This window comes from Mesorhizobium carmichaelinearum (assembly GCF_900199455.1).
Lineage (GTDB): Bacteria > Pseudomonadota > Alphaproteobacteria > Rhizobiales > Rhizobiaceae > Mesorhizobium > Mesorhizobium carmichaelinearum.
On sequence record NZ_FZQR01000023.1, the window covers coordinates 59,866 to 82,283 of the forward strand.

15 protein-coding genes are annotated in these 22,418 nt (G+C 64.8%); 8 read left to right on the forward strand and 7 right to left on the reverse strand.

From position 1 onward, the window contains the following. Positions 1–41 precede the first annotated feature (41 nt). The 7 genes from CKW40_RS33170 to CKW40_RS33200 form a co-directional block, all read right to left on the reverse strand. A complete protein-coding gene (locus CKW40_RS33170; protein WP_095203950.1) occupies positions 42–1,535 on the reverse strand; it encodes an efflux transporter outer membrane subunit in 1,494 nt (497 codons plus the stop codon). 11 nt (positions 1,536–1,546) lie between these two features. Then, positions 1,547–4,702 carry an efflux RND transporter permease subunit gene (locus CKW40_RS33175; protein ID WP_095203951.1) on the reverse strand — a complete coding sequence of 1,052 codons (3,156 nt, stop codon included), beginning with the start codon at positions 4,700–4,702 and terminating at the stop codon, positions 1,547–1,549. Positions 4,703–4,705: 3 nt separating this feature from the next. Next, positions 4,706–5,971, reverse strand: coding sequence for an efflux RND transporter periplasmic adaptor subunit (locus tag CKW40_RS33180; protein ID WP_095203952.1), 1,266 nt, complete (start codon positions 5,969–5,971; stop codon positions 4,706–4,708). Further along, the gene (locus CKW40_RS33185; protein WP_244571385.1) at positions 5,955–9,104 is read right to left on the reverse strand and encodes an efflux RND transporter permease subunit; all 3,150 of its coding nucleotides are present in this window, start codon (positions 9,102–9,104) and stop codon (positions 5,955–5,957) included. The genes CKW40_RS33180 and CKW40_RS33185 overlap by 17 nt, the downstream gene beginning before the upstream one ends. Next, the gene (locus CKW40_RS33190; protein WP_095203953.1) at positions 9,101–10,243 is read right to left on the reverse strand and encodes an efflux RND transporter periplasmic adaptor subunit; all 1,143 of its coding nucleotides are present in this window, start codon (positions 10,241–10,243) and stop codon (positions 9,101–9,103) included. The genes CKW40_RS33185 and CKW40_RS33190 overlap by 4 nt, the downstream gene beginning before the upstream one ends. After that, positions 10,224–10,481 (reverse strand): hypothetical protein, encoded by a 258-nt coding sequence (locus CKW40_RS33195; RefSeq protein ID WP_244571386.1) that lies wholly within the window; start codon positions 10,479–10,481, stop codon positions 10,224–10,226. Before CKW40_RS33195 ends, CKW40_RS33190 begins: the two co-directional genes overlap by 20 nt. Before the next feature lie 76 nt (positions 10,482–10,557). Beyond that, positions 10,558–11,265 (reverse strand): hypothetical protein, encoded by a 708-nt coding sequence (locus CKW40_RS33200; RefSeq protein WP_095203954.1) that lies wholly within the window; start codon positions 11,263–11,265, stop codon positions 10,558–10,560. Positions 11,266–11,472: 207 nt separating this feature from the next. Here CKW40_RS33200 and CKW40_RS33205 point away from each other — a divergent pair, with 207 nt between their 5' ends. The 8 genes from CKW40_RS33205 (at position 11,473) to CKW40_RS33240 (ending at position 21,862) form a co-directional block, all read left to right on the forward strand. Beyond that, positions 11,473–12,198, forward strand: a complete 726-nt coding sequence (locus CKW40_RS33205; protein ID WP_095203970.1) for a response regulator — start codon at positions 11,473–11,475, stop codon at positions 12,196–12,198. Further along, on the forward strand, positions 12,195–13,439 hold the full coding sequence (locus tag CKW40_RS33210) for an ATP-binding protein (protein WP_095203955.1): 1,245 nt from the start codon (positions 12,195–12,197) through the stop codon (positions 13,437–13,439). The genes CKW40_RS33205 and CKW40_RS33210 overlap by 4 nt, the downstream gene beginning before the upstream one ends. Positions 13,440–13,746: 307 nt before the next feature. Next, on the forward strand, positions 13,747–14,181 hold the full coding sequence (locus CKW40_RS33215) for a DUF1353 domain-containing protein (protein WP_179298206.1): 435 nt from the start codon (positions 13,747–13,749) through the stop codon (positions 14,179–14,181). A gap of 113 nt (positions 14,182–14,294) precedes the next feature. Beyond that, positions 14,295–16,013, forward strand: coding sequence for a caspase family protein (locus CKW40_RS33220; RefSeq protein WP_095203957.1), 1,719 nt, complete (start codon positions 14,295–14,297; stop codon positions 16,011–16,013). Positions 16,014–16,775: 762 nt separating this feature from the next. Next, positions 16,776–17,933: an acyltransferase family protein gene (locus tag CKW40_RS33225; RefSeq protein ID WP_095203958.1), complete on the forward strand. Its 1,158-nt coding sequence runs from the start codon at positions 16,776–16,778 to the stop codon at positions 17,931–17,933. Beyond that, positions 17,930–19,036: a glycosyltransferase family 2 protein gene (locus CKW40_RS33230; protein WP_095203959.1), complete on the forward strand. Its 1,107-nt coding sequence runs from the start codon at positions 17,930–17,932 to the stop codon at positions 19,034–19,036. Before CKW40_RS33225 ends, CKW40_RS33230 begins: the two co-directional genes overlap by 4 nt. Before the next feature lie 4 nt (positions 19,037–19,040). Then, positions 19,041–20,078, forward strand: a complete 1,038-nt coding sequence (locus tag CKW40_RS33235; RefSeq protein WP_095203960.1) for a glycosyltransferase family 2 protein — start codon at positions 19,041–19,043, stop codon at positions 20,076–20,078. After that, entirely contained in the window at positions 20,078–21,862 is a 1,785-nt protein-coding gene (locus tag CKW40_RS33240; RefSeq protein ID WP_095203961.1) for an ABC transporter ATP-binding protein, read from the forward strand. The genes CKW40_RS33235 and CKW40_RS33240 overlap by 1 nt, the downstream gene beginning before the upstream one ends. The last annotated feature ends 556 nt before the right edge of the window (positions 21,863–22,418 follow it).

The following is a 22,418-nucleotide window of genomic DNA, read 5'->3' on the forward strand; positions in this document are numbered from 1 at the left end:
ATTATAAACGGACGGCCACCGGCTTTGCTTACACATTTTGTTCACTGCGCCGTCATCGCTGCCGCCAGCCGTGGCCCGGTCTTGACGTCGACGATTTCGGGCTTGCTGCTGTCGACCGCGCCGTCCCAGCCGCCGCCGAGCGCCTTGTTGAGGGCGATGTAGTTGGTCGCCAGAAGCACACGGCTTTGCAGCAGGGAATCCTCGGCTGAATAGAGCGAGCGCTGGGCGTCGAGCACGTCGAGCAGGCTGGTCTCGCCGGCCTTGTAGAGCGTGCCTTCGAGGCTCGCCGCTTCGCCATAGGATTTCGCCGACGCGGCAAGCTTGCTGATCCGGATGCGCTCCTGCGCCATCAGCACCAGCGCATTCTCGACATCCTCGAGCGCGGTCAGCACCGAAGCGCGGTAGGCGATGAAATACTGGTCGCGCTGCGCGCGGGCGACGTCGGCGGCCGCCTGCAGCTGGCCGGCATTGAACAGCGGCACGCTGAGCGACGGCCCGAACGACCAGCCGATCGACGAATTCTTGCCGAGATCGCCGAGATTGAGCGCCGCCGTGCTGATGTTTCCCGTCAGGCTGACCGAGGGATAGCGCGCCGCCTCGGCCTGGCCGACCTTGGCGGTGTATTGCGCATATTGCCGCTCGGCCATGCGCACATCGGGGCGCGACAAAAGGATGTCGGCGGGAATCCCGGTCGGCATCGGCAGGCGCGGCGACGGGATCGGCTTGCTGCGCTTCAGCCGCTCGCTGAGTGCCGCCGGCGGCCGGCCGGTGAGCACCGACAGGCGATGCACCGCCTCGGCATAGCTTGCCTCCAGCGTCGGCACCGCGGCCTCGGTGCTGGCCGCCTGCCCCATCGCCTTGGCGACGTCGGCGGCCGTCGCCGACCCGGCCAGCGCCATGGTGCGGGTGAGTTCGGCGGTCTGCCGCTGCGACACGGCAGAACGCCGGGCGAGCGCGATGCGGGCCTGGTAGCCGCGCGCCTGGGTGTAGTAGGACGCGACATCGCCGACCAGGGTCAGCAGCGTCGAGCGCAGCTCCTCCTCAGACGCGTCCACACCGTAGCGCGCCGCCTCGACGCCCCTGCGGTTGGCGCCGAACAGGTCGAGCTCCCAGCTGGCGTCGAAGCCGGACTGGTATTCTGCGTAGATGGAATTGGTTCCCGATGTGGTCTCGGCCGACTTGTTGCGCGTCACCGAGCCGGAGCCGTCCACCGACGGCAGCAATGTGCCGGCGCTCTGGCGATAGCTGGCGCGCGCCTCGCGGACCTTGGCCTTGGCGGTGGCGACGTCGAGATTGCCGGCGACGGCTTCCTCGACAAGCGTGTTGAGCTGCGGATCGCGCAGGCGCTGCCACCATTGCGACAGCTGCGCCGGCTGGACGGATTTCGTCGGCTTCTCACCGCTCCAGTTCGCCGGCATCGGCAGGATGGGCGTGCGATAGTCCGGGCCAACGACGCATCCGGCGAGCAAAACAGCCGTAATCATGGGCACAATGAGCCGCCCCGCGGCCAGAGGGCCACGTTCAAAACCTGTCATGGAAAGTTTCCTTATTGCTGGTTGGCCGTCGCCGGCTTCTCGTCGCTGCCCTGCCCAGAATCTTGTTTGGCCGCCCTGCCCTTGAAGATGCGCCGCACCGTGACGAACAGCAGCGGCACCAGGAACACGCCGATCACCGTCGCCGCGATCATGCCGCCCATGACGCCGATGCCGACCGAGTTCTGCGCGCCCGAACCAGCGCCGCTGGCGATGGCGAGCGGCGTGACGCCGAGGATGAAGGCCAGCGACGTCATCAGGATCGGCCGCAATCGTTGTCGCGCCGCCTCCAGCGTCGCCTCGACGAGCCCCATGCCCGCCGCCTGCCGCTCGATGGCGAACTCGACGATCAGGATGGCGTTCTTCGAGGCCAGCCCAATTGTGGTCAGCAGGCCGACCTTGAAATAGACGTCGTTGGTCTGGCCGAAAAGCGTTGCCGCCGCGAGCGCGCCGAAGATACCGATCGGCACCGACAGCATGACCGCGAACGGGATCGACCAGCTCTCATAAAGTGCCGCCAGGCACAGGAACACGACCAGCGCCGAAATCGCATAGAGCGACAGTGCCTGGTTGCCCGAAAGCCGTTCCTGATGCGACAGGCCGGTCCACTCATGCGAATAGCCGGCCGGCAGCTGCGCCACCAGCCTGTCGATCTCGTCCATCGCAGCACCCGAGCTTACGCCCGCGGCCGCCGCGCCCTGGATCTCGACCGCGGCCGAGCCATTGTAGCGTTCGAGACGCGGCGAACCGAATGTCCAGTGGCTGGAGGTGAAGGCCGAGAACGGCACCATGGCGCCGCTGGCATTGCGCACCTGCCATTTGTCGAGGTCTTCCGGCTGCATGCGGAAGTTCGCGTCCGACTGCATGTAGACCGGCTTCACCCGGCCGCGGTCGATGAAGTCATTGACGTAGTCGCTGCCCCAGGCGCTCGACAGCGTGTTGTTGATGTCGGCGAGGCTGACGCCGAGCGCGCTGGCCTTTTCCTGGTCGATGTCGACAGAGAATTGCGGCTGGTCCTCCTGGCCGTTGGGCCTTGTGGCGGTGAGCAGCTTGCTCTGCGCGGCAAGACCCAGAAGCTGGTTGCGCGTCTGGATCAGCGCATCATGGCCGGCGCCATTGACGTCCTGCAGGTAGAAATCGAAGCCGTTGGTGTTGCCGAAACCCTGGATGGCGGGCGGGGCAAGCGCGAAGACCTGCGCATCCCTGATCTCTCTGAAGGCGCCCATGGCGCGGCGGGCGACCGCTTGCGCCGACAAAGCCGGAGACTTGCGCTGGCTGAATTCCTTCATCGGCACGAAGGCGATACCGACATTTTGTCCGGCACCGCCGAAGCCGAAGCCGGAAGCGGTGAAGACGCCCTGGACAGCGTCCTTTTCCTCCTTGAGATAGTGCTCGGTCACCTCAGCCAGCACACGCTCGGTCCGGTCCTGCGTCGCACCAACCGGCAGCGACACACTGGTGATCAGGATGCCCTGGTCCTCTTCCGGCAGGAACGAGCTCGGCAGGCGGGCAAACATCCAGCCCATGGCGATGACGATGGCGAGGAAGACGGCGAGGAAGCGCCAGGACCGGTTGATGATGCCATGCGAGCCGTCGCGATAGGCTGATGTGCCGCGGTCGAAGACGCGGTTGAACCAGCCGAACGGACCGGTCTGCGTCGCATGGTCCTTGGGCCGCCGCAGGATGGTGGCGCACAGTGCCGGCGTCAGCACCAGTGCCACCAGCACCGACAGCACCATCGCCGAGACGATGGTCACCGAGAACTGCCGGTAGATGATGCCGGTCGAGCCGCCGAAAAAGGCCATCGGCACGAACACCGCCGACAGCACGGTGGCGATGCCGACCAGCGCGCCGGTGATCTCGTTCATCGATTTTCGCGTCGCCTCCTTCGGCGACAGATCTTCCTCCTGCATGACGCGTTCGACATTCTCGACGACGACGATGGCGTCGTCGACCAGCAGGCCGATGGCCAGCACCATGGCGAACATGGTCAGCGTGTTGACCGAATAGCCGAACAGCGACAGCACGCCGAACGTGCCGAGCAGCACCACCGGCACGGCGATGGTCGGGATGATCGTCGCCCGCAGATTCTGCAGGAAGATGAACATCACCAGGAACACCAGCACGATCGCCTCGGCCAGTGTCTTGACCACCTCCTCGATCGACAGCCGCACGAAGGGTGAGGTGTCGTAGGGATAGACGACCTCGACACCTTGCGGGAAGGTCGAGCTCAGCCGGTTGATCGTCGAGCGCACCGCTTCCGCGGTGCTGATGGCGTTGGCGCCGGTTGCGAGGTTGATGGCGACGCCGGCCGCCGGCTGGCCGTTGTATCTGGCTTGCGTCGTATAGCTCTCGGCGCCGAGCTCTACGGTGGCGACGTCGTTGAGGCGAACCAGCGAACCGTCGGTCTGGCTTTTCAGGATGATGTTGCGGAACTGTTCGGCGGTCTGCAGCCGGCTCTTGGCCGTCACCGTGGCGTTGAGCTGCTGGCCCTTGCGTTGCGGCATGCCGCCAAGCTGGCCGGCCGAGACCTGCGTGTTCTGCGCCTCGATCGCCGAGGCCACGTCGCTCGGCATCAGCGTGTATTTGGCGAGCTTGTCGGGATCGAGCCAGATGCGCATGGCATAGCTGGAGCCGAACAGCTGCGTCGAGCCGACGCCTTCGACGCGCTTCAGCGTGTCGTTTATGGTCGAGTCGACATAGTCGGCAAGGTCGGTCGAGTTCATCTTGCCGTCGCTGGAGACGAAGCCGATGACCATCAGGAAGCCGGTCGAGGATTTCGAGACGGTGATGCCGTTGCTCTGCACCACCTGCGGCAGCTGCGACTGCACCAGCTGCAGCTTGTTCTGCGTCTGCACCTGGGCGGTGTCGGGATCGGCCGCACTGGTGAAGGTCAGCGTGATGGTGGCCGCACCGGTCGAGGTCGAGGTCGCCGTCATGTAGTCGAGATTGTCGATGCCGGTCATGCCTTGCTCGATGACCTTGGTCACTGAGTTCTCGACCGTTTGCGCGTCGGCGCCGGGATAGTTGGCGCTGATGTTGACCGTGGTCGGCGCGATCTGCGGATATTGCGAGATCGGCAGCGTGGTGAGCGCGAGCAGGCCGCCCAGCATGATCACGATGGCGATCACCCAGGCGAAGATCGGCCGGTTGATGAAGAATGCTGACATCGCTCAGTTCCCGGTCGACTGATTGCTGGCCATCTTGGACGTGGAAGATATGGACGAAGAGGTCTGTGCCCAGTCCTTCACCTCGCCGGTCGTCTCGTCGATCGTCACCTCGACGCCGGTCGCATCGCCGCCGGGGCGCACCAGCTGCAGGCCTTCGACGATGACGCGGTCGCCGTCGCCGACGCCCGAATCCACCAGCCAGTTGTTGCCGACGCTGTTGCGCACGGCCAGCACGCGCGTCTCGACTTTCCCTTGCGCGTTGATGACCATGGCGGTCGCCTCGCCCTTGGTGTTGCGGGTGACGCCGCGCTGCGGCACCAGGAAACTGTTCTGGGCAACGCCCTCCTCGACCAGCGCGCGCACATACATGCCCGGCAAAAGCAGGCGGTCGGGATTGGGGAACTCGGCCCGCAGCGCAAAGGTGCCGGTGGTCTGGTCGACATTGGCGCCGGCGAATTCCAGCTTGCCGGTCTGGTTGTAGATGGTGCCGTTCTCGAGCTTCAGCTTGACGCTGACATTGGGGCCACTGAACTTCAGCCGGCCCTCATTGATGGCCTGGCGCAGATTGAGCAAATTGGTGCTCGACTGCGTGACGTCGACATTGATCGGATCGAGCGAACGGATGGTGGTGAGCAAGGTGTCCTGATTGGCGGTGACCAGGGCGCCCGGCGTCAGCGATGACTTGTCGATGCGGCCGGCGATCGGCGCGGTGATCTTGGTGTAGTCGAGATTGATGCGCGCGGTTTCGACGCTGGCCTTGGCGGATGCCACATCCGCATTGGCCTGGGCCAGCGTTGCGGCGGCATCGTCATAATCCTGTTTGGAAACAACGTTCTGCTTCAGCAAGCCGGCATAGCGGTCGAACTTGGCCTGCGCCGTCGGCACCGCCGCTTCGGCCTTCTGCTGGGCTGCCTGCGCGCTGTCATAGGCGGCCTGGTAGCTCGCCGGATCGATGAGGTAGAGCGGCTGTCCGACCACCACCTCGCTGCCCTCCTTGAACAGCCGTGCCTGGATGATGCCGTTGACCTGCGGGCGCACATCGGCGGTGAGCGAAGCTGACGTGCGTCCCGGCAGCTCGGCCGTGATCGCCACCGATTGCGGATGCAGCGTGACGACGCCGACTTCCGGCTTGCCGACGCCGCCCATGCCGGCGGGAGCTTTGCTTCCTTCCTGCGAACAGGCTGCCAGAAGAACCGTGGCGGCGAGCGCGGCGGCCCAGGGCGCGAGCCGGAGGACCGGCAAGGAGGACGGGCTAGACTGGATAGACATGGCCTGGATGATCTTTCGCTGGAGTTGCGGTCGCCGTCTGGCTGTCGGGGTCGGATCGTTCCACCAGCAGCCGCGCGAGGTGCCGGCCGAGAAAGCGCTGGATGTCGTCCATGAAGGTGTAGACGACGGGAACATAGACGAGGCTGAGCACGGTCGAGGAGATGAGTCCGCCGATCACGGCGATCGCCATCGGCGCCCGCGTCTCGGCGTCGGCGCCGATGCCGAGCGCGATCGGCAACATGCCGGCGCCCATGGCGATCGATGTCATGACGATGGGCCGTGCCCGCTTGCGGGCGGCGTCGAGCAGTGCGTCGAAGCGGCTCATGCCACGCTCCTTCTCGGCGACCAGGGCGTACTCGACAAGCAGGATCGAGTTCTTGGCCGCAATGCCCATCAGCATCAGTATGCCGATCAGCGGCGATATGCCAAGCGCCTTGCCGGCAATCAGCATGAAGCCGAGCGCACCGCCGATCGAAAGCGGCAGCGCGACCAGGATGGTCACCGGCTGCACGAAGCCGCGGAACAGCAGGACCAGCGTCAGGTACATCAGCAGAATGCCGGCGGCGATCGCGGTGGCGAAACCCGAGAACAATTCCTGCATGCGCTGGGCGTCGCCGCGCGCCAGTTCATGGACGTCGGCGGGCAGATTGCGCATCGCCGGCAAGGCATGGATGGCCTCGGTCGCCTGGCCGAGCGTCAGGCCGGAAAGGTCCGCCTCGACCGTGGCGCTGCGGCTGCGCCCCACCCTTGTGATGCTGTTGGGCCCGGCATTGAAGCCGATTTCGGCGACGGCCCCGAGCGGCACCGTGCCCTTGCTGCCGATCAGCGGCAGCACAGCCAGTTTCGCCGGATCGTCGATGGCGCCGTCGGGCAAGGTCACCACGATAGAAACCTGGCGGTCGCCGAGATTGAACTTGGCCAGGCTGGTATCGGTGTCGCCGATGGTGGCGATCTTGACCGTCGCCGCGATCTCGGTCGGCGTGACGCCGAGCTCGGCCGCTTTGGCGCTGTCGGGGCGCACGATGAGCTCCGGCTTGGTCGTCGCCGCGGTCGACTTCGGATTGATCAGGCCGGGCACCGATTTCATGCCGTCGATCAGCGCATCGCTTGCCTTCTGCAGCGCCTCGCCATCGTCACCGACCAGGGTGATCGCCACCTTGGCGCCGGCAAAGCCGTCGGCGCCGAACTGGATGCGTGCGCCCGGAATGTCGTTGAGCTTCGGTGAGGCCTCGGCCTCGAACTGCTGCTGGCTGACATCGCGCTCGCCGCGCGGCTTCAGATTGACGGTGACATTGGCGCTGCGCACCTCGGCCGAGGTCGAGCCACGGTTCGGTCCGCCGCCGGATGAAGCCGCGGTGCCGATCGTGGCGAAGATGCTGTCGACGGCCGGTTCGTCCTTCAGGCGCCTTGTGATGTCCTGGACGACGGCGGTTGTCTGTTCGATCGTCGAGCCCGGCTGCAGCTCGACAGAGATCATCGAGCGGCCGCGATCGGTCGCCGCCATGAATTCGGTCGGCAGTTTCGTCGCTAGCGCCAGCGAACCGGCGAAGAAGGCGATGCCGGCGACAAGCGTGATCCAGCGATGGTCGAGCGCCTTGCGCAGCAGCCAGAGATAGGTCGGCACCCAGGCCGGCAGATCGTCCTCGCTGTGGCCGCCGGCGCGCACCAGATAGGCACCCATCAGCGGGGTGAGCATGCGCGCCACCAGCAGCGAGAACAGCACCGACACGCAAACGGCAACGGCAAAGGAGAAGAAGAATTTTCCGGGAATGCCGGGCATGAAGGCGACCGGCAGGAACACCGCGACAATGGTCGCCGTGGTCGCCACCACGGCAAGCCCGATCTCGTCGGCCGCCTCGATCGCCGCCTGATAGGCGCTGGCGCCGGTCTGGCGCATATGGCGCACGATGTTCTCGATCTCGACGATGGCGTCGTCGACGAGGATGCCGACCACCAGCGACAGCGCCAGCAAGGTGATGTTGTTGAGCGAAATGTCGAACGCCGCCATGACAGCGAAGGTCGGGATCAAGGACAGCGGCATGGCGACCGCCGAGACCAGCGTCGCCCTGATGTCGCGCAGGAACAGCCAGACGACGCCGATGGCGAGCAGCGCGCCAAGCCACAGCGCCTCGAACGCTGCGTCGTAGCTTTCCTGCACGAAGCCGGAGGACGAGGTGACTTCGGTGAATTTCGCGGTGTCGGTCTTCGCCCCTATTTCCGCGATCGCGGCGCGCGCGGCTTTGACCACGTCGATCTCACTCGATCCGACGGACCGGTAGACGTTGAAGGCAACGACCTGCCTGCCGTCGAGATAGGCAGCCTGGCGCGGCTTTTCCCAGCTGTCGACCACGCTGCCGAGATCCGAGAGCTTGACGCCGCCGGCGCCCGACAGCGCGATCCGGGTGTCGGCCAGCGCCTCGACGGTGCCGGCGCTCGCCAGCGTGCGCACCGACTGCTCCTGGCCGCCGACGCTGGTGCGGCCGCCCGGCTGATTGACATTGTTGGAGGCGAGCGTCTGGCTGACATCGCCGGCGCTGATACCGAGTGCTGCCAGACGGTCCGGATCGAGCTCGACGCGGATGACGCGGTCGACGCCGCCCGAACGGGTGATCTTGGAGACGCCGTCGACGCCGAGCAGCGCCTTGGCGACATCATTGTCGATGTACCAGCTCAGCGCGTCCGGCGACATCGAGGGTGCCTCGACGACATAGGTCAGCACCGAATTGCCGGTCGCGTTCATCTTGGCCACGACAGGCGTCTGCGCGGCGGCCGGCAGGCTCGACTGCACCTCGGACACGGCGTTGCGGACATCGTTGGCGGCGGTCTCGGGATCGATGCCCAATGTGAACTCGACCGTGGTGACGGACGAGCCCTCGCTGATCGAGGTCGAGACGTCGTCGACGCCTTCCAGCGTCGCCACGGCATTCTCGATCACCCGCGCCACCTGCACTTCCATTTCGCTGGGTGCCGCACCCGGCTGCGAGACGGTGACGGTGACCGTCGGCAGGTCGATGTCGGGCATGTTGTTGGTGCGCAGCTGCATAAAGCCGTAGAGGCCGGCGATGGTCAGCGACAGGAACAGCACGATGGTCGGCACCGGGTTGCGGATCGACCAGGAGGAAATGGCGTTCATCGCGCCGCCTCCGTCACCTTGCCGGCGGGTTGCGCATCGGCGATACGCACCAGATTGCCGTCACTGAGGAAGCCGGCGCCGGCGATGACGACGCTGTCACCCTCCGAGAGCCCGCTCTCTATGGCGACCCGGCCGTTCTGGTGCGCGCCGGTGGTGACGGCACGCGCGGCGGCCCTGTCGGCGGCGTCGACGACGAAGACAACAGGCTTGCCGTCCTGCCAGACCAGGGCGGCCTCGGCAACGCTGAGACTTTGCGAGGCGGCGCCCGCGATCGAGACGCGGGCGAACATGCCGGGCTTCAGGCCCGAGCCTTCGCCAAGCCCGACATAGACGGTGGCGAGCCGCGTCATCGAACTGACCGTCTGCGCGATCGAGGACACCTGTCCGGCAAAAGTCCGGCCCGAAGCGTCGACGACGCTGGCCGCCTGCCCGACCGAAATCGCCGGCAGGTCCTTTTCGGGGACAAGCACGCCGACCTCCAGCCTGCCGTCGCGAATGATCTTCATCAGTTCGGTGCCGGCCTGGACGATCGAGCCGGCAACCGCCGGCCGGTTGGAGACGATGCCATCGAAGGGCGCAAGGATGGTTGCCCGGTCGAGTTCGGCCTGCAGCCGCTCAGTAGCGGCCTTGGCCTGCTCGAGTGCGGCCCGGCCGGTCTTGACGGCGGTCGCCTTGTCTTCCGCCGTCTCGGCGCTGATCGCCTTGCTGGCCAGCAGCCGGTCGGCGCGGCCGGCGGCGGAAACCGCCGTGTCCAGCGTCGCCTGCGCCTGGTCGACCGCGGCCTTCTGCTCGGCCAGCTGCGCCTTGAGCACCGAGGCGTCGAGCCGGGCGACGACGTCGCCGGCCCGCACATGGTCGCCTTCGCCAACCAGCACTTCGGTCAATTTGAGGCTGGAAGTCTCGGCGCCGATGGTCGCTTCCTGCCAGGCGGCGACGGTGCCGGTGGCGCTGATCGACGAGGCGACCGCCTGCGAGCGCACCTTTTCGACCGCGACCGTAAGGCTGGCCTGCGGCGCCGCGACAGCTTGCGTGGCCGATTCAACGGTCGCGCGTCCATAGGCTCTCAGCGCCGCCATCGCCCCCAGGACGATCAGCACGCCGGCCAGGACAAGATAGGTCTTACGCGATCTTGCGGTCATGATGTCCGTGGCTGTTGGGCTGCGAAACCGGCAGCGACAGGCGCCAGGCGGCAAAGTGCAAGCGCACCGCGCCCTTCAGCGTGTCGGCCGGCAGCGCCGCCGGCGTGGCGGCATGGCTGGCGCGCTGACTGACCGAGAGCCTCGGGCTCATCGATGCGATCAGCCGCAGCATCATCATGGCTTCCCACATTGCCGTGCTTCCATTGTGGATGATTTTCAACGGTGGGATGGCGGACATATGCGCCGTCCCACGAGACCGGCCGGCCCGAGAACGGGTTGGACATCGGGCCGGCCGGCGCAGCCGGTCGGAGTTGTCAGCCATTCCCGGGCTGGGGTGGCGGAAGCTGTCCGCCCTGGTCGGGCGGACCTCCAGGTCCGGCTGCATCTTCCGGCGGGCCGCCCCAGGGACCGGGGGGTGGTCCGTGGGGGCGTTCCGCCGAAGCCAGGATTTCGAGCTGTTCGGGCGAAAGCTTGGTGCGCAATTCGGCGATCGCATCCTTCAGCTTGGCGGCCGAAGCGGCACGCGCCGTAACCTCGTCGGCCAGCCTTTCCTGGAAGGCGAACGGATCGGGCTTGCCGCCCGGCCCCATATCAGGGCCCTTGGCCTCTGGTTCGCCAGGGCCGGGGCCGCCAGTGCCACCGGGGCCGCGATCATGCCGTGGCGGCGCAAGCACGGCCTGTAGGGCGCTGGTGTAGTCGCGCCAGGCGTCGAGCTGTTCGCTGCGGATGCCGACGCGTGTCTCCAGCGCCGCCAGCCGGGCGGCCAGCATGAATTCCGGCGGCGGTCCCATGCGGTGCGGGCCGAAGCCTTCGGGGCCAAAGCCCTGCGGGCCAAAACCCTGCGGACCGTGCCGCATCGGCCCATGCGGGCCATTCTGGCCGAACCAGGGCATGGGGCCATGGTCCGGTCCATCCTGAGCGATGACCGGGGGCTCGCCGGCGCCGGCATCGGGCTGTGCCGCCAGCACGGGATGGATTGCGGCGACGGAAAACAGGCCGAGCGCAAGAAGTCTGCTTCGCATGATTGTGTTCCTTTCTCTCATGCATCGGACGGCCATGAGGATCGGAAGCCTGTTTGTCTGCTTCGCGTCGGCATGTTGCCGAAGGTTTCCGCAAAGGGGCAATTTGTTTCCGAATGTTTCCCGTCCCCGCCCAGAAACATTGAGTTGCAATTTTCCATGCCGCTGGCGCGCGCGCTCCCTATAATCAGGGCAAGCAAGGGCATGATCATGCAATCACAACCCCATATCCTCGTCGTGGACGACGACCGCGAGATCCGCACGCTGCTCGGCCGCTATCTCGACGGCCAGGGTTTTCGCGTCTCGGTGGCGGCGGACCGGCGCGAATGCGAGCAGAAGCTTGGCGCCGGCCAGTTCGACCTCGTCGTGCTCGACGTCATGCTGCCGGATGGCTCGGGGCTCGACATCTGCCGCAGCTTGCGCGACCGCAAGCCGCATATCCCCGTCATCCTGCTGACGGCGCTGAAGGAGGATGTCGACCGCATCATCGGTTTGGAGCTCGGCGCCGACGACTATCTCGGCAAGCCTTTCAACCCGCGCGAACTCACCGCCCGCATCCGCGCCGTGCTGCGGCGCGCCGCACCCGAGGAGGCGCCGGCCCCCCGCCCCCGCATCTACCGCTTCGCGAGCTACCGGCTGGAGCCCGACACCCGCAAGGTGACGGATGGGCGTGGCGAGCTCATCGACCTCACCGGCGCCGAGTTCGACCTGTTGCAAGTGTTTCTCGACCGCCCCGGCCGGCTGCTGTCGCGCGACCAATTGCTTGATCTGACCCAGGGCCGCGAGCGCGACCCGCTCGAACGCTCGGTCGATGTGCTGATGAGCCGGCTGCGCCGCAAATTCGCCGACACCGGCGATGGCCCGCTATTCAAGACCGTGCGCAATGGCGGTTACCAGCTGACCGCGCGCGTCGAAGCGGTGGAGATCCCGGCGTGAACTCGCTGCGCCGAAGGCTGATCATCCTGCTGGTGGCCTCGATCATCGGCGTCGTCGGCCTCGCCACGACCGTGGCGATCAAGGTGCTCGGCGGGCCGTCGCCGGAACTGATCATGGGACCGGTTGCCCGTCAGGTCCAGTTCATGGTGCAACTGGTTCCGGGCCATGTGCCTGGCACGGGCGACGCTCCGCTCACCGTCCGCGACAGTCCCGCCGATGGTCTGGAGGACCGCAAGCACACGCGTGTGCTCAACGACATCCTGCGTCGCGATGGCCTCGACCTCCATGCCATCGTCAGCCACAAGCCCGGCAGCCCCGGCATGGTGGCTTCGGTGGCGCTGCCTGACATGCGCTGGCTGATCGTCGACGTCCCCGACTTCGACCCGCCGAGGGATGTCTGGCTGGTTCTCGCCGGCTGGATCACGCTGATCGCGCTCGGCGCCACCGCCGTGTCGGTCTATTTCACCAGCGTGCTGGTGCGGCCGCTGGAAATGCTGGAGGCTGCCGTCTCGAAGATCGGCTCGGACGGCTTGCTGGCGCAGTTGCCGGAAGAAGGCTCGGCCGAGGTCAGGGCGACGGCGCATGCGCTGAACCAGCTCTCCTCGCGGCTGCGGGCGGCCATGGAGAGCCGTATGCGGCTGGTGGCCGCCGCCGGCCATGATCTGCGCACGCCGATGACGCGCATGCGGCTGCGCGCCGAATTCCTCGACGAGGAGCGCGACAAGTGGCTCCACGATCTCGACGAGCTCGACCGCATCGCCGACAGCGCCATCCGCCTGGTGCGCGAGGAGGTGAATCAGGACGCGGTCGAGCCGCTGGACCTGGAAAAGATGGTGCGCGACATCGAAGCCGAGATGGTCTCGCTCGGCCATGCCGTCTCGATCGGCCCTCTGGACAAGGTTTCGGTGCGCGCCGGCGCGCTTGGCCTGCGCCGCGCCCTGCGCAATCTGATCGTCAACGCCGCCACCCACGGCAAGGCCTGCACCATCGCCCTTGCCGCCACCGACAGGCGCGCCGTGCTGACCATTTCCGACAACGGCCCGGGCATCCCGCCCGACCTCATCAACAAGGCCTTCGAGCCCTTCTTCCGCGTCGACCCCGGCCGCCAGCAATTCATCCCCGGCGCGGGATTGGGTCTCGCCATCGCCAAGGAGATCATCGAGCGCTACGGCGGGACGGTGACGCTGGAGAACCGCAGGGGTGGTGGGCTGGCGCAGACGGTGGTGTTCAAGGCGGTGTGAGGGATTGGGCCAACCTGCGTCTTAGCGGCCGAGGGCAGATAAGAGCATGCCTAAGTAAAATCGACCCAAAAAACATGCGCCTATTTCGTATCTAATTCGAATATGCTTAAATATGAGACAGAGCTAAATATCCGACAGACATTCCTGCCTGGTGAATACGGTTGGGCATATCATGGCCAAGACGCCAGAGGCTTCGAAAACCGAGCTACAGGATTTCATGCGCGTGGCGCTTGGACCAAATCCTGAGCCGGATCCAAGGCCGACACCTGACGGAAAGCCGAGACTTATGGGCCCTCCGGCAGCGATCGTGGCGTTTTCGGATTGGAACTACTACTACACCAAGGACATTGTAGGGTGGCGCTCCGACACCAGTCCTGCCCGCACAGTGAGTGTCCCTGTCGGTTTCGTTACGGATCTGGCCAGCACGCCGTCCCTATTGTGGACATTCCTGCCGAAGACAGCCGAATACAGCTATCCTGCAATCATTCACGATTATCTCTATTGGTTTCAGCCCTGCGAGCGGAAAGACGCTGACGACGTCTTGAAGAGCGCCATGGAGGATCTCGACGTCGCGACGGCAAAGATCGTGGCCGTCTATGGTGGCGTCAGGGCGGGCGGGGAAAGCGCCTGGGAAGCCAATGCCGCGGCGAGAGCCAAGGGCGAGAAGCGGGTCCTGAAGAAATTTCCGACCGATATGAAGACCAGCTGGGAGGAATGGAAAAAGCGGCCTGATGTATTCTGACGAATAATCCCGAACCCCATTCAGAACGGCCACGATCAAACATGAAGAATCTGCGGAGTCAGACCTAATCCAAGACGTAAGCCTGACTGGGGTCATCAATTGGGGGAAACACGATGACTGGAGGAAAGTATGCGCTGGTTGTGGGCAATGGCGCCTACAGCGGGGACATGGCACTTGCAAACCCTTGCAACGACGCCAAGGCAATGTCGGCCAGGCTTGCCGAATTGAAGTTCAACGTGACCCCGCTTGCAGACGCTACACTGGCCGATATGCAATCGACGATAGCTGATTTCGTCAAAAGACTTGAGGCAGAGCGGGCATCGGTCGGACTGTTCTATTTCTCCGGCCACGGCGTACAGATCAACGACCAGAACTACGTTGTGCCGGTCGATTTCGATCGACAGGGCGGGCAACTGGCTTCGCACCTGATTCCGGTCCAGCCGCTTATCGACGACATGTCGAGCGATGTCACACTGATCCTTCTCGATGCCTGCCGGAACAACCCCAGTGCCCAAAGGATCATCGGATCAAAGGGGCTGGCCAACATCGATGAAGCGAGGACCCTGTTTGTCGGCGGAGCCTCTCCAACGCCAGGAGGTGATGTGGCCACCGTCTCTGGGTTGGGGGGCATGACCGCGGATCTGAACAAGAACACCTTTATTGCCTTCGCGGCCAGGCCTGGCGGCTTTGCCTATGATGGCAAGGGGCGCATGAGCCCATTCACCCAGGCACTCGTCAACAACATGGACGCGGTTGACCTTCCTCTTTCCAACCTTATGGCTCGCGTCCGCCAGGAAGTCCTTTCGATAACAAAAGCCAAGCAGCGAACGTGGGATAACTCTTCGCTTTTGGGTCCATTCTTCTTCAATCCTGGATCGCTTCTTCTGTTCCTGGGAAATATCATGGCGCTGATCGGCCTTCTGCTTTCCTTGATCCCATACTCGCTGGTGCTCACCACCTATAATGCCAGTTGGAAACAGATGGCAGCGGCTGCCGCACTGCCATTGATCTCGCTGATCATTCTGCTGTTCGGCATGCAAAGCGTGTATTCACGCCTTCGCGGAAATTTCCAATATAGCGACAGCGAAGAGAAGACAGTCCGCGGCCATTTCCTCCTCAGCCTGCAAAAAGGCGGCGTTGGCGGTTATTTGGGCGCGCAGCTTGCCGCGCTGTGGATCAGCGTGCCCTACTACATATCCTGGCTCCGTAAGTACGATCAAGGTGCCACTTGGATCCCGCCGGAATCGCTCGGCATTCTGACCATGGAGATGGCAATTGCCGCGGCGTTCATCGCCTGCTTGCTCGGCACCGCCTGTATTTTCTTCACCCGGATAAAATGGTCGAGCCGCCGGCTGAAGCTTGTTCAGCACCCCAGGCAAGCGCAGATCCTGCTCGGGGCCGCCTGCGGCGGCACGCTCACCGGGGGGATCACGGCGCCGTTCCTCATGGGATATTTTGGCAGCATGAACCGGCCGGAGGTCACACCCGAATATCTTCTTCCCGGCTCCATCATAGGCGCTTCGATCATCATCTTTTCGATTGTGAACTTCGATTTCGAGCGGCTGAACGCCAGGCGTCTGGGAGCGAGCGCACTGGCCGCGTTTGCGGCCATGCTGTGCGGCGGCGTCGCGGCTATCGTCGTGTTCGGCCCCCTTTATGCACTGGGCATCGTGCAATTTATAATAGATCAGCTGGAACAGCACTTCGACGACCCGGTGATCATGATCAGTGGGGGTGCCGCCTACGGACTTCCGGTCGGGTTGATCCTGGGTGTCGTCATCGGCGCGGCCATAGTGCTGACAGAAAAATGGTCTTCCCGACCGGTGATCTAGGCGGGCGGCCAGGGCAGGCCTCCACCTCCCCTTGCACGGCGGCACCATGACGCTGGAAAACTGCCGGGCAGCGGACTGGCGCAGACGGTGGTGTTTAAGGCGGTGTGAGGCGTAACCGAGCCACGGCTTCTTTGCCGCGTGAAAGGCCTTTCCCACAACCTACAGCTTGGCCGAATGCCTGTCTTTGAGGGAAGCCAGCCGTCTGGTCAGCCGACGAAAAGGGGCGACTATGCTGCACCGCGAAAAGCCAATGATTCCAATTCATTCGCGGGTAAATCGGTATGAACCAAAATAGATAAAATGTAGATTTCTCAAATTTCAAGATTTTTTTACAGAGATTCTAACGCCTCCTGTCTCCCGAGGCAGAAATGCTTCCAATCAACCAAAGCGGGTAGATCGATACAACTCGAACCACAGGGTTGAAGTGCTGTCAAAAATCGCCGAAAGCGGGAAAAATGGCGGGTTTTTGCCAATTTCTAGCCTTGCTCACATAAGTATTTCAGCCTGCTAAATTTTTTGTGTTGCACTGCACAATGCCGTGACCGAACCATCCCCTGGGGGACTCATTTGCGACTGGACATACGCCGTGGAGGATTCCGCCAGCTTGACCAACTTGAGCTGTCCATCCGTCGAATTCGTTTCTGGCTCGGATGGACTCGCAAGGCTCGGGTTTGACAGTGCCGGGCCGAGGACAGGTACCGTCCATCTTGGCCCCCGGCTCGAAGCGGCCAGACGGCACGGACATCATAGGGGCGCAAGCTGATGGCAAACGCCCGCGACATCCAACTGGATGCACTGAGGGCCATCGCCGTGACGATGGTGTTGTACTCCCATTTCTTCGCGGCGGGAGGATCTTCCTTCTGGGGTCATATCGGCGTGCGGCTGTTCTTCGTGCTGAGCGGCTTCCTGATCACGCGCCTGCTCCTGGAAGCGCGCGCGGCCGCCGCGTTTGAGACCGGCCCCGCCCTGCGGTCCTTCTACATCAGGCGGGCGCTGCGCATATTCCCTCCCTATTTTGCCGTCCTTGGTTTCGTCTGGCTGGTCGACCTGGAACAGGCCAGGGGATCGCTGGTCTGGCATGCGCTCTATCTGTCGAATTTCTGGTATGCGCTGCGCAATGACTGGACGCCCTGGGTGCTGTGCCATTTCTGGAGCCTGAGCATCGAGGAGCAGTTCTATCTAGCCTGGCCGCTGGTCGTCCTGCTTGCCCCACGGCGGCGCTTTGAGGCGATCTGCATCGGCGTCATCGCGCTGTCGCTGGCCTATCGCTTCTACTGGCCGGTGACCGCCACTCCGGCGCTGGCGCGCGACCTGCTGCCGCCGGCGTCGATGGATGCGCTGGCGTCGGGCGCGCTGCTGGCCTGCTGGCGGTCAAGGGGCGCCGGCCTGCCGCAATGGATGCGGCTGGGCTGGCCTGCCTTCGCTGCCGCGTTCCTGCTGATCGAGTGGTTTGTCCCGGCACCTCCCGATCCGACGCTGGAATGGGCCCGTTGGCTGCTGCTGCAGGTCCTGCCCCTGGTGCCGCTGATAGTCATCGTCGCCGCCTGTTCGCGCGGCCTCGGCGGCACCCTTGGCAGGCTCGCGGAGCTGCCGCCGCTGCTGGCCCTCGGCCGTATCAGCTACGGCGTCTATCTCTATCATCCGATATTGCTGTCGCTCGCCGTCAAGTCGCAGCCCTGGATTCCGCTCAATGTCTCGCAGCAAGGGCCAGGACGGTTCCTGGTTGCGAGCACCGCCACGATTGTCGTGGCCTCGATTTCCTGGATGGTTTTCGAAAGGCCGCTCAACAGCCTCAAGCGCCACTTCCCGTATGTCCGGCGAGCCCAGGCCGGTCATGCCGGCTGGTTTGCGAGGCCGGTGGGATCGCCCGATGGCCGCACGCCATCCCTCGACCTCCCGCGAACGGATGCAAGACCATGACCGCCGCGCCGCTCGTTTCCGTCCTGCTGCCGGTCTACAATGCCGGCCCCTATCTCGCCGCAGCACTTGGAAGCATCCTGCGGCAGGATTACCGCCGCCTGGAGGTCATCGCGATCGATGACGGCTCGAGCGACAATTCGCTCGAGATCCTCGAGCGACACCGGCAGGCCGACAGCCGCATCTCGATCATCTCGCGCGAAAACCGCGGCCTCGTCGCGACGCTCAACGAAGGGCTGGCGGTCACCCGGGGCGAACTGGTCGCGCGGATGGACGCCGACGACATCGCCTATCCCTGGCGCCTGTCGCGCCAGGTGGCGCTGTTTGAACAGCGGCCCGAGCTCGGCTTCTGCGGCGCCGGCGTCGACATGTTGATCCGCGGCCGCATCGCCAGGGGCAAGCCCGATCCGGTGTTCCAGTTCGGCCGCATGCCCATACTGGCGATGTTCTTCACGATCTTCATGCACCCGACGGTCGTCTACAACAGGAAGGTCATCGAAGACGCCGCTCTCACCTACGACCCGACCTACCGGCACGCCGAGGATTTCGATCTCTTCAGGCGGCTGGCCAGCCACTATCCGGCAGCCATGATGGCCGAAAACCTGCTCGTCTACCGTACTCATCAGGGGAGCGTGACCCACCGGCACAGCAAGGAGATGCGCAGGACGCATTTGCGCATCGTGGCCGAAAACCTCGAGCGCGAGGGCCTGGCGGAAACCTCGCGGGACCTGCGCGACATCGGCGAAACGGTCAGCCTCGACACGGTCACCCGCGCGGCCGACTTCATTCTCGCGCTGGAGGAGCGGATCTGCTCGCTGCCGGACGAGACGCGGCCGAGCTTCGCGGCCGGCGCGCTCAACCTGTTCTATTTCCTTTACCAGCTTGTCGCCGACGAAAAGCAGCCCCCACTGACGCATGAACTGCTGACGCGGACCGCGAAGTGGAACGCCATCCGGCGGCGCGAGAAATATGCGCTGCGGCCGGGCGCCTGGGCGCCCTGGCTCAGCCGCGCCTCGCTGTCGGCCGGCAAGCAAGCGGACGCCGTGGAATACTTCTTCAAATCCGCGCCCGCCGCGGCGGTTCTGGCATCTCATCAGGTGGGCTAGAGGAATGACCATCGAAGCCCACCAACCTCTACAGCGCGATCGTTCGACGGCGCTTGGCGCCGCCCCGGCCGGTCTGCGAGCGGAGCGACCAGGCCCCGAAGTCAGCTTCATCATCTGCACGCGCAACCGCGTCGCCGTGCTCGAGGCCTGCATCCAGTCGGTGCAGGCGGCGTGCCGCGCCCATGCCGGCTACGCGGCCGAGCTCGTGGTCGTCGACAATGGCTCGAGCGACCGCACGGCGGAACGCCTGGCCAGCATCGCCGCTATGTCGGACATTCCATTCACGCCCGTTTGCGAGCCACGCCGCGGACTGGCGGCTGCCCGTAACGCCGGGTTGCGGCGCGCGCGGGGGCGCGTGCTTGTCTTCGTCGATGATGATTGCGCGGTACATCGCGACTATCTCGCCGACCTGGAGCGACATTATTCCTCCGCGGAACAGTGGCTCATCCGGGGAGGCCGTGTCGAGCTTGGCGATCCCAGGGACCTGCCTTTCACGATCAAGCGATCGCGGGTGCGCGAGCGGCTGACGCCCGATATTCATCCCGGCGGCTTCGTGCTGGGCTGCAACATGACGATGCATCGCGACGTCGCGGCCCGCATCGGCTATTTCGATGAGCGCTTCGGCGCGGGCGGGCCATTGCGCTCGGCGGAGGATACCGATTACCTCGTTCGGGCGGTGTTGCTCGGCATCGCTGTCGAGTACGTGCCTGATATGACGATATTCCATCATCACGGCCGGCGGGATCGCAAAGCCATCGAAAAGCTCCACCGCGACTACAGCCTGGGCAATGGCGGGCTCTGCCTGAAACACATTCGCCATGCGCCCTGGCTGCTTCGCCATTTCTACTGGGCCGTGAGAGGGGCCTTCCGGGAATTGGCGGGCGGGCCCGCGTTCGATCGCGAACTCGATCTGTCGCACTGGCCGATCATCGGCATGAATCTGCTCGGCGCGGCCAGATATGCGCTCCTCCTGCTGGTGGGACGGCCGCAGGCCGAGCCGGTGCGGCAGGATCAACAAGCCAATGCCGAGGCACCGCTCTGATGCCATTGCTCCCGCCTAGCCTGCCGATGCTGTTCCGCGCGTTCGGAAAGCGGCAACTGCGCCTGGTTCCGGCCGTGGTGGCTCTCGGTCTGGTCAGCGCCGCCCTCGAAGGGTTCGGCATCGGCCTGATCATCCCCCTGCTGGGCATCATCATGGGACACGGCGATGCGACGGGAATGGCCGGTTTCTCCGCTGTCCTCCAGCAGGTCGGATCGGGCTTCAGCGAGCGCGACCGGCTTGTCGTCATCTCGGCCGCCATCCTCGGCTCGATCATCCTGAAGAACGTTTTCGCCTTCGCCAACATGCTGCTGACGACCTTCATCTCCGGCAAGGCCAGCCATTCGATCCGCAGCGCACTGTCGGAGCAGCTCCTGCGGGTCGGCTACCCCTTCTTCCTGCGGCAGAGCCCCGGGCGGCTGCTCAACATCATCTCCAACGAATCCTGGCGGGCGTCCGATGCCATCCAGATCATGCTGTCGGCGATCATCAGCGCATCGGCCGCCATCATCCTCCTGGCCTTTCTGCTGCTGCTGTCATGGCGCATGACGCTGCTGGTCACGCTGGGACTGGCGCTCGTCCAGATCGCGCACGCCATCCTCTCGGCCAATCTGAAAGGCCCCAGCCGCAGCGTCGCTTCGCGCAACAGCCACCTCGCCTCGCAGATGCTCCATCTCGTGCATGCCGGACGCCTGATCCGCATCTTCGGCCAGGAGAGCCGGGAGAAGGCGATATTCGACACCGCGTCCGATGCAGTCCGCCGTGCCTCCTTCGTCCTGCAGGTCCGCCAGGGCGCGTTGCCGCCGCTGACGGAAGTTCTCCACGCCATGCTGTTCCTGGCGGTGGTGATCGGCGCCTGGCTGGCGCAGGTGAGTTTCCCGCTGATCATCGCCTTCGTCATCCTGCTCTACAGGCTGCAGCCGCATATGCGGGCCCTGCAGGGGTCTTGGAGCCAGCTGCAGGGCCTCAGCGGATCGCTGGAAGAGGTGACGTGGATGCTGGATCCCGCGGGCAAGCCCAGGCCGCCGCAAGGCGATGGGCCGTTCCACGGTTTGCGCCAGGGCATCAAATTCGATGAGGTGACCTTCACCTATTCCGGCACGGACCAGCGTGAAGTGGTGCTGCATGCGGCGACGTTCGCAATCAACAGTGGCCGCTCGACGGCGTTGATCGGCCGCTCAGGCGCTGGCAAGACGACGATCGTCAATCTTCTGTGCCGCTTCGTGGAACCGGACAGCGGCAGGATTCTCATCGATGGATCGCCCCTCGATGGGATCGACGCCAGCCAGTGGCGGCGCCACATCGCACTGGCCAGCCAGGAGCTGGAACTGGTCGATGGCACCATTTTCGAAAACATAACCTATGGCCAGGACGCAGCCACCGGCGGCGACGCCGAGCGCGCTGCCAGACTGGCCGAAGCGCATGAATTCATCGAGCGACTGCCTCAGGGCTACGAGACGCTCGTCGGGTACAGGGGCGTCAATCTGTCGGCCGGACAGAGGCAGCGGATCGCGCTGGCCAGGGCCCTGGTGCGCGATCCCGACCTGCTCATCCTCGACGAAGCCACCAATGCGGTGGACGGGCTGTCGGAAGCGGCCATCGTCGAGACCCTGAAGTCGAGGGCGGGACGGCGCACGACCATCGTCATCAGCCACCATCACAGCACCATCTCGTTCTGCGACGACGTGGTGATCCTGAGCGGCGGCCGGGTGAAGAAACAAGCCCCTTTCGGCGCCCTGGCATCGCTCTCGATGGACGAGCTCTACCAGCATGAACCGCTTGACTGACATGGGTTCGGGCAGCGATTCTCGGTGCGGCCCTCGGCCGTCCGAATCAGTGGCCCCGTGCTTGCCGCTCGCACCCTGCGCGATCGCACCAATGCCACGCGGTACCCGGACTCGCTAGCGTTCCTTCGCGGCGGACCTGTCGATCCGCCCGGGCCGGCGCCCATCGCTTACTCTCCAGATGCGGCGCCGGCCTCCCTCTTGGGCGCCCCTCCCCGCTTTGCGGGGGCGAGGAGCCCAGGTCTTGGAGCGTCGCGCTGCCCCCACCCCGATCCGCTTTGCGGATCGACCTACCGGGGCGAGCCACGGGTCTCGCCCGTCCTCCGGACCCCCACAAAGGGGGAGGGTGAAGAGGCGCCCTGCTTGCCGGCGGAACAGCACTTTTGTTGGAGATCGGATCGCGAAAGGCTCGCTCCCCACCTCCCCCTTGTGGGCAGGGCTATCGCATATGAGCGATTGCCTGGATGAGATAGTCGTCATTCCAAGCGCATTTCTTGATGCGGTGGCTGATGGGGACTTTGTCGATGTCGGCGGCCTGAAGGATATTTCTGGCGATGCG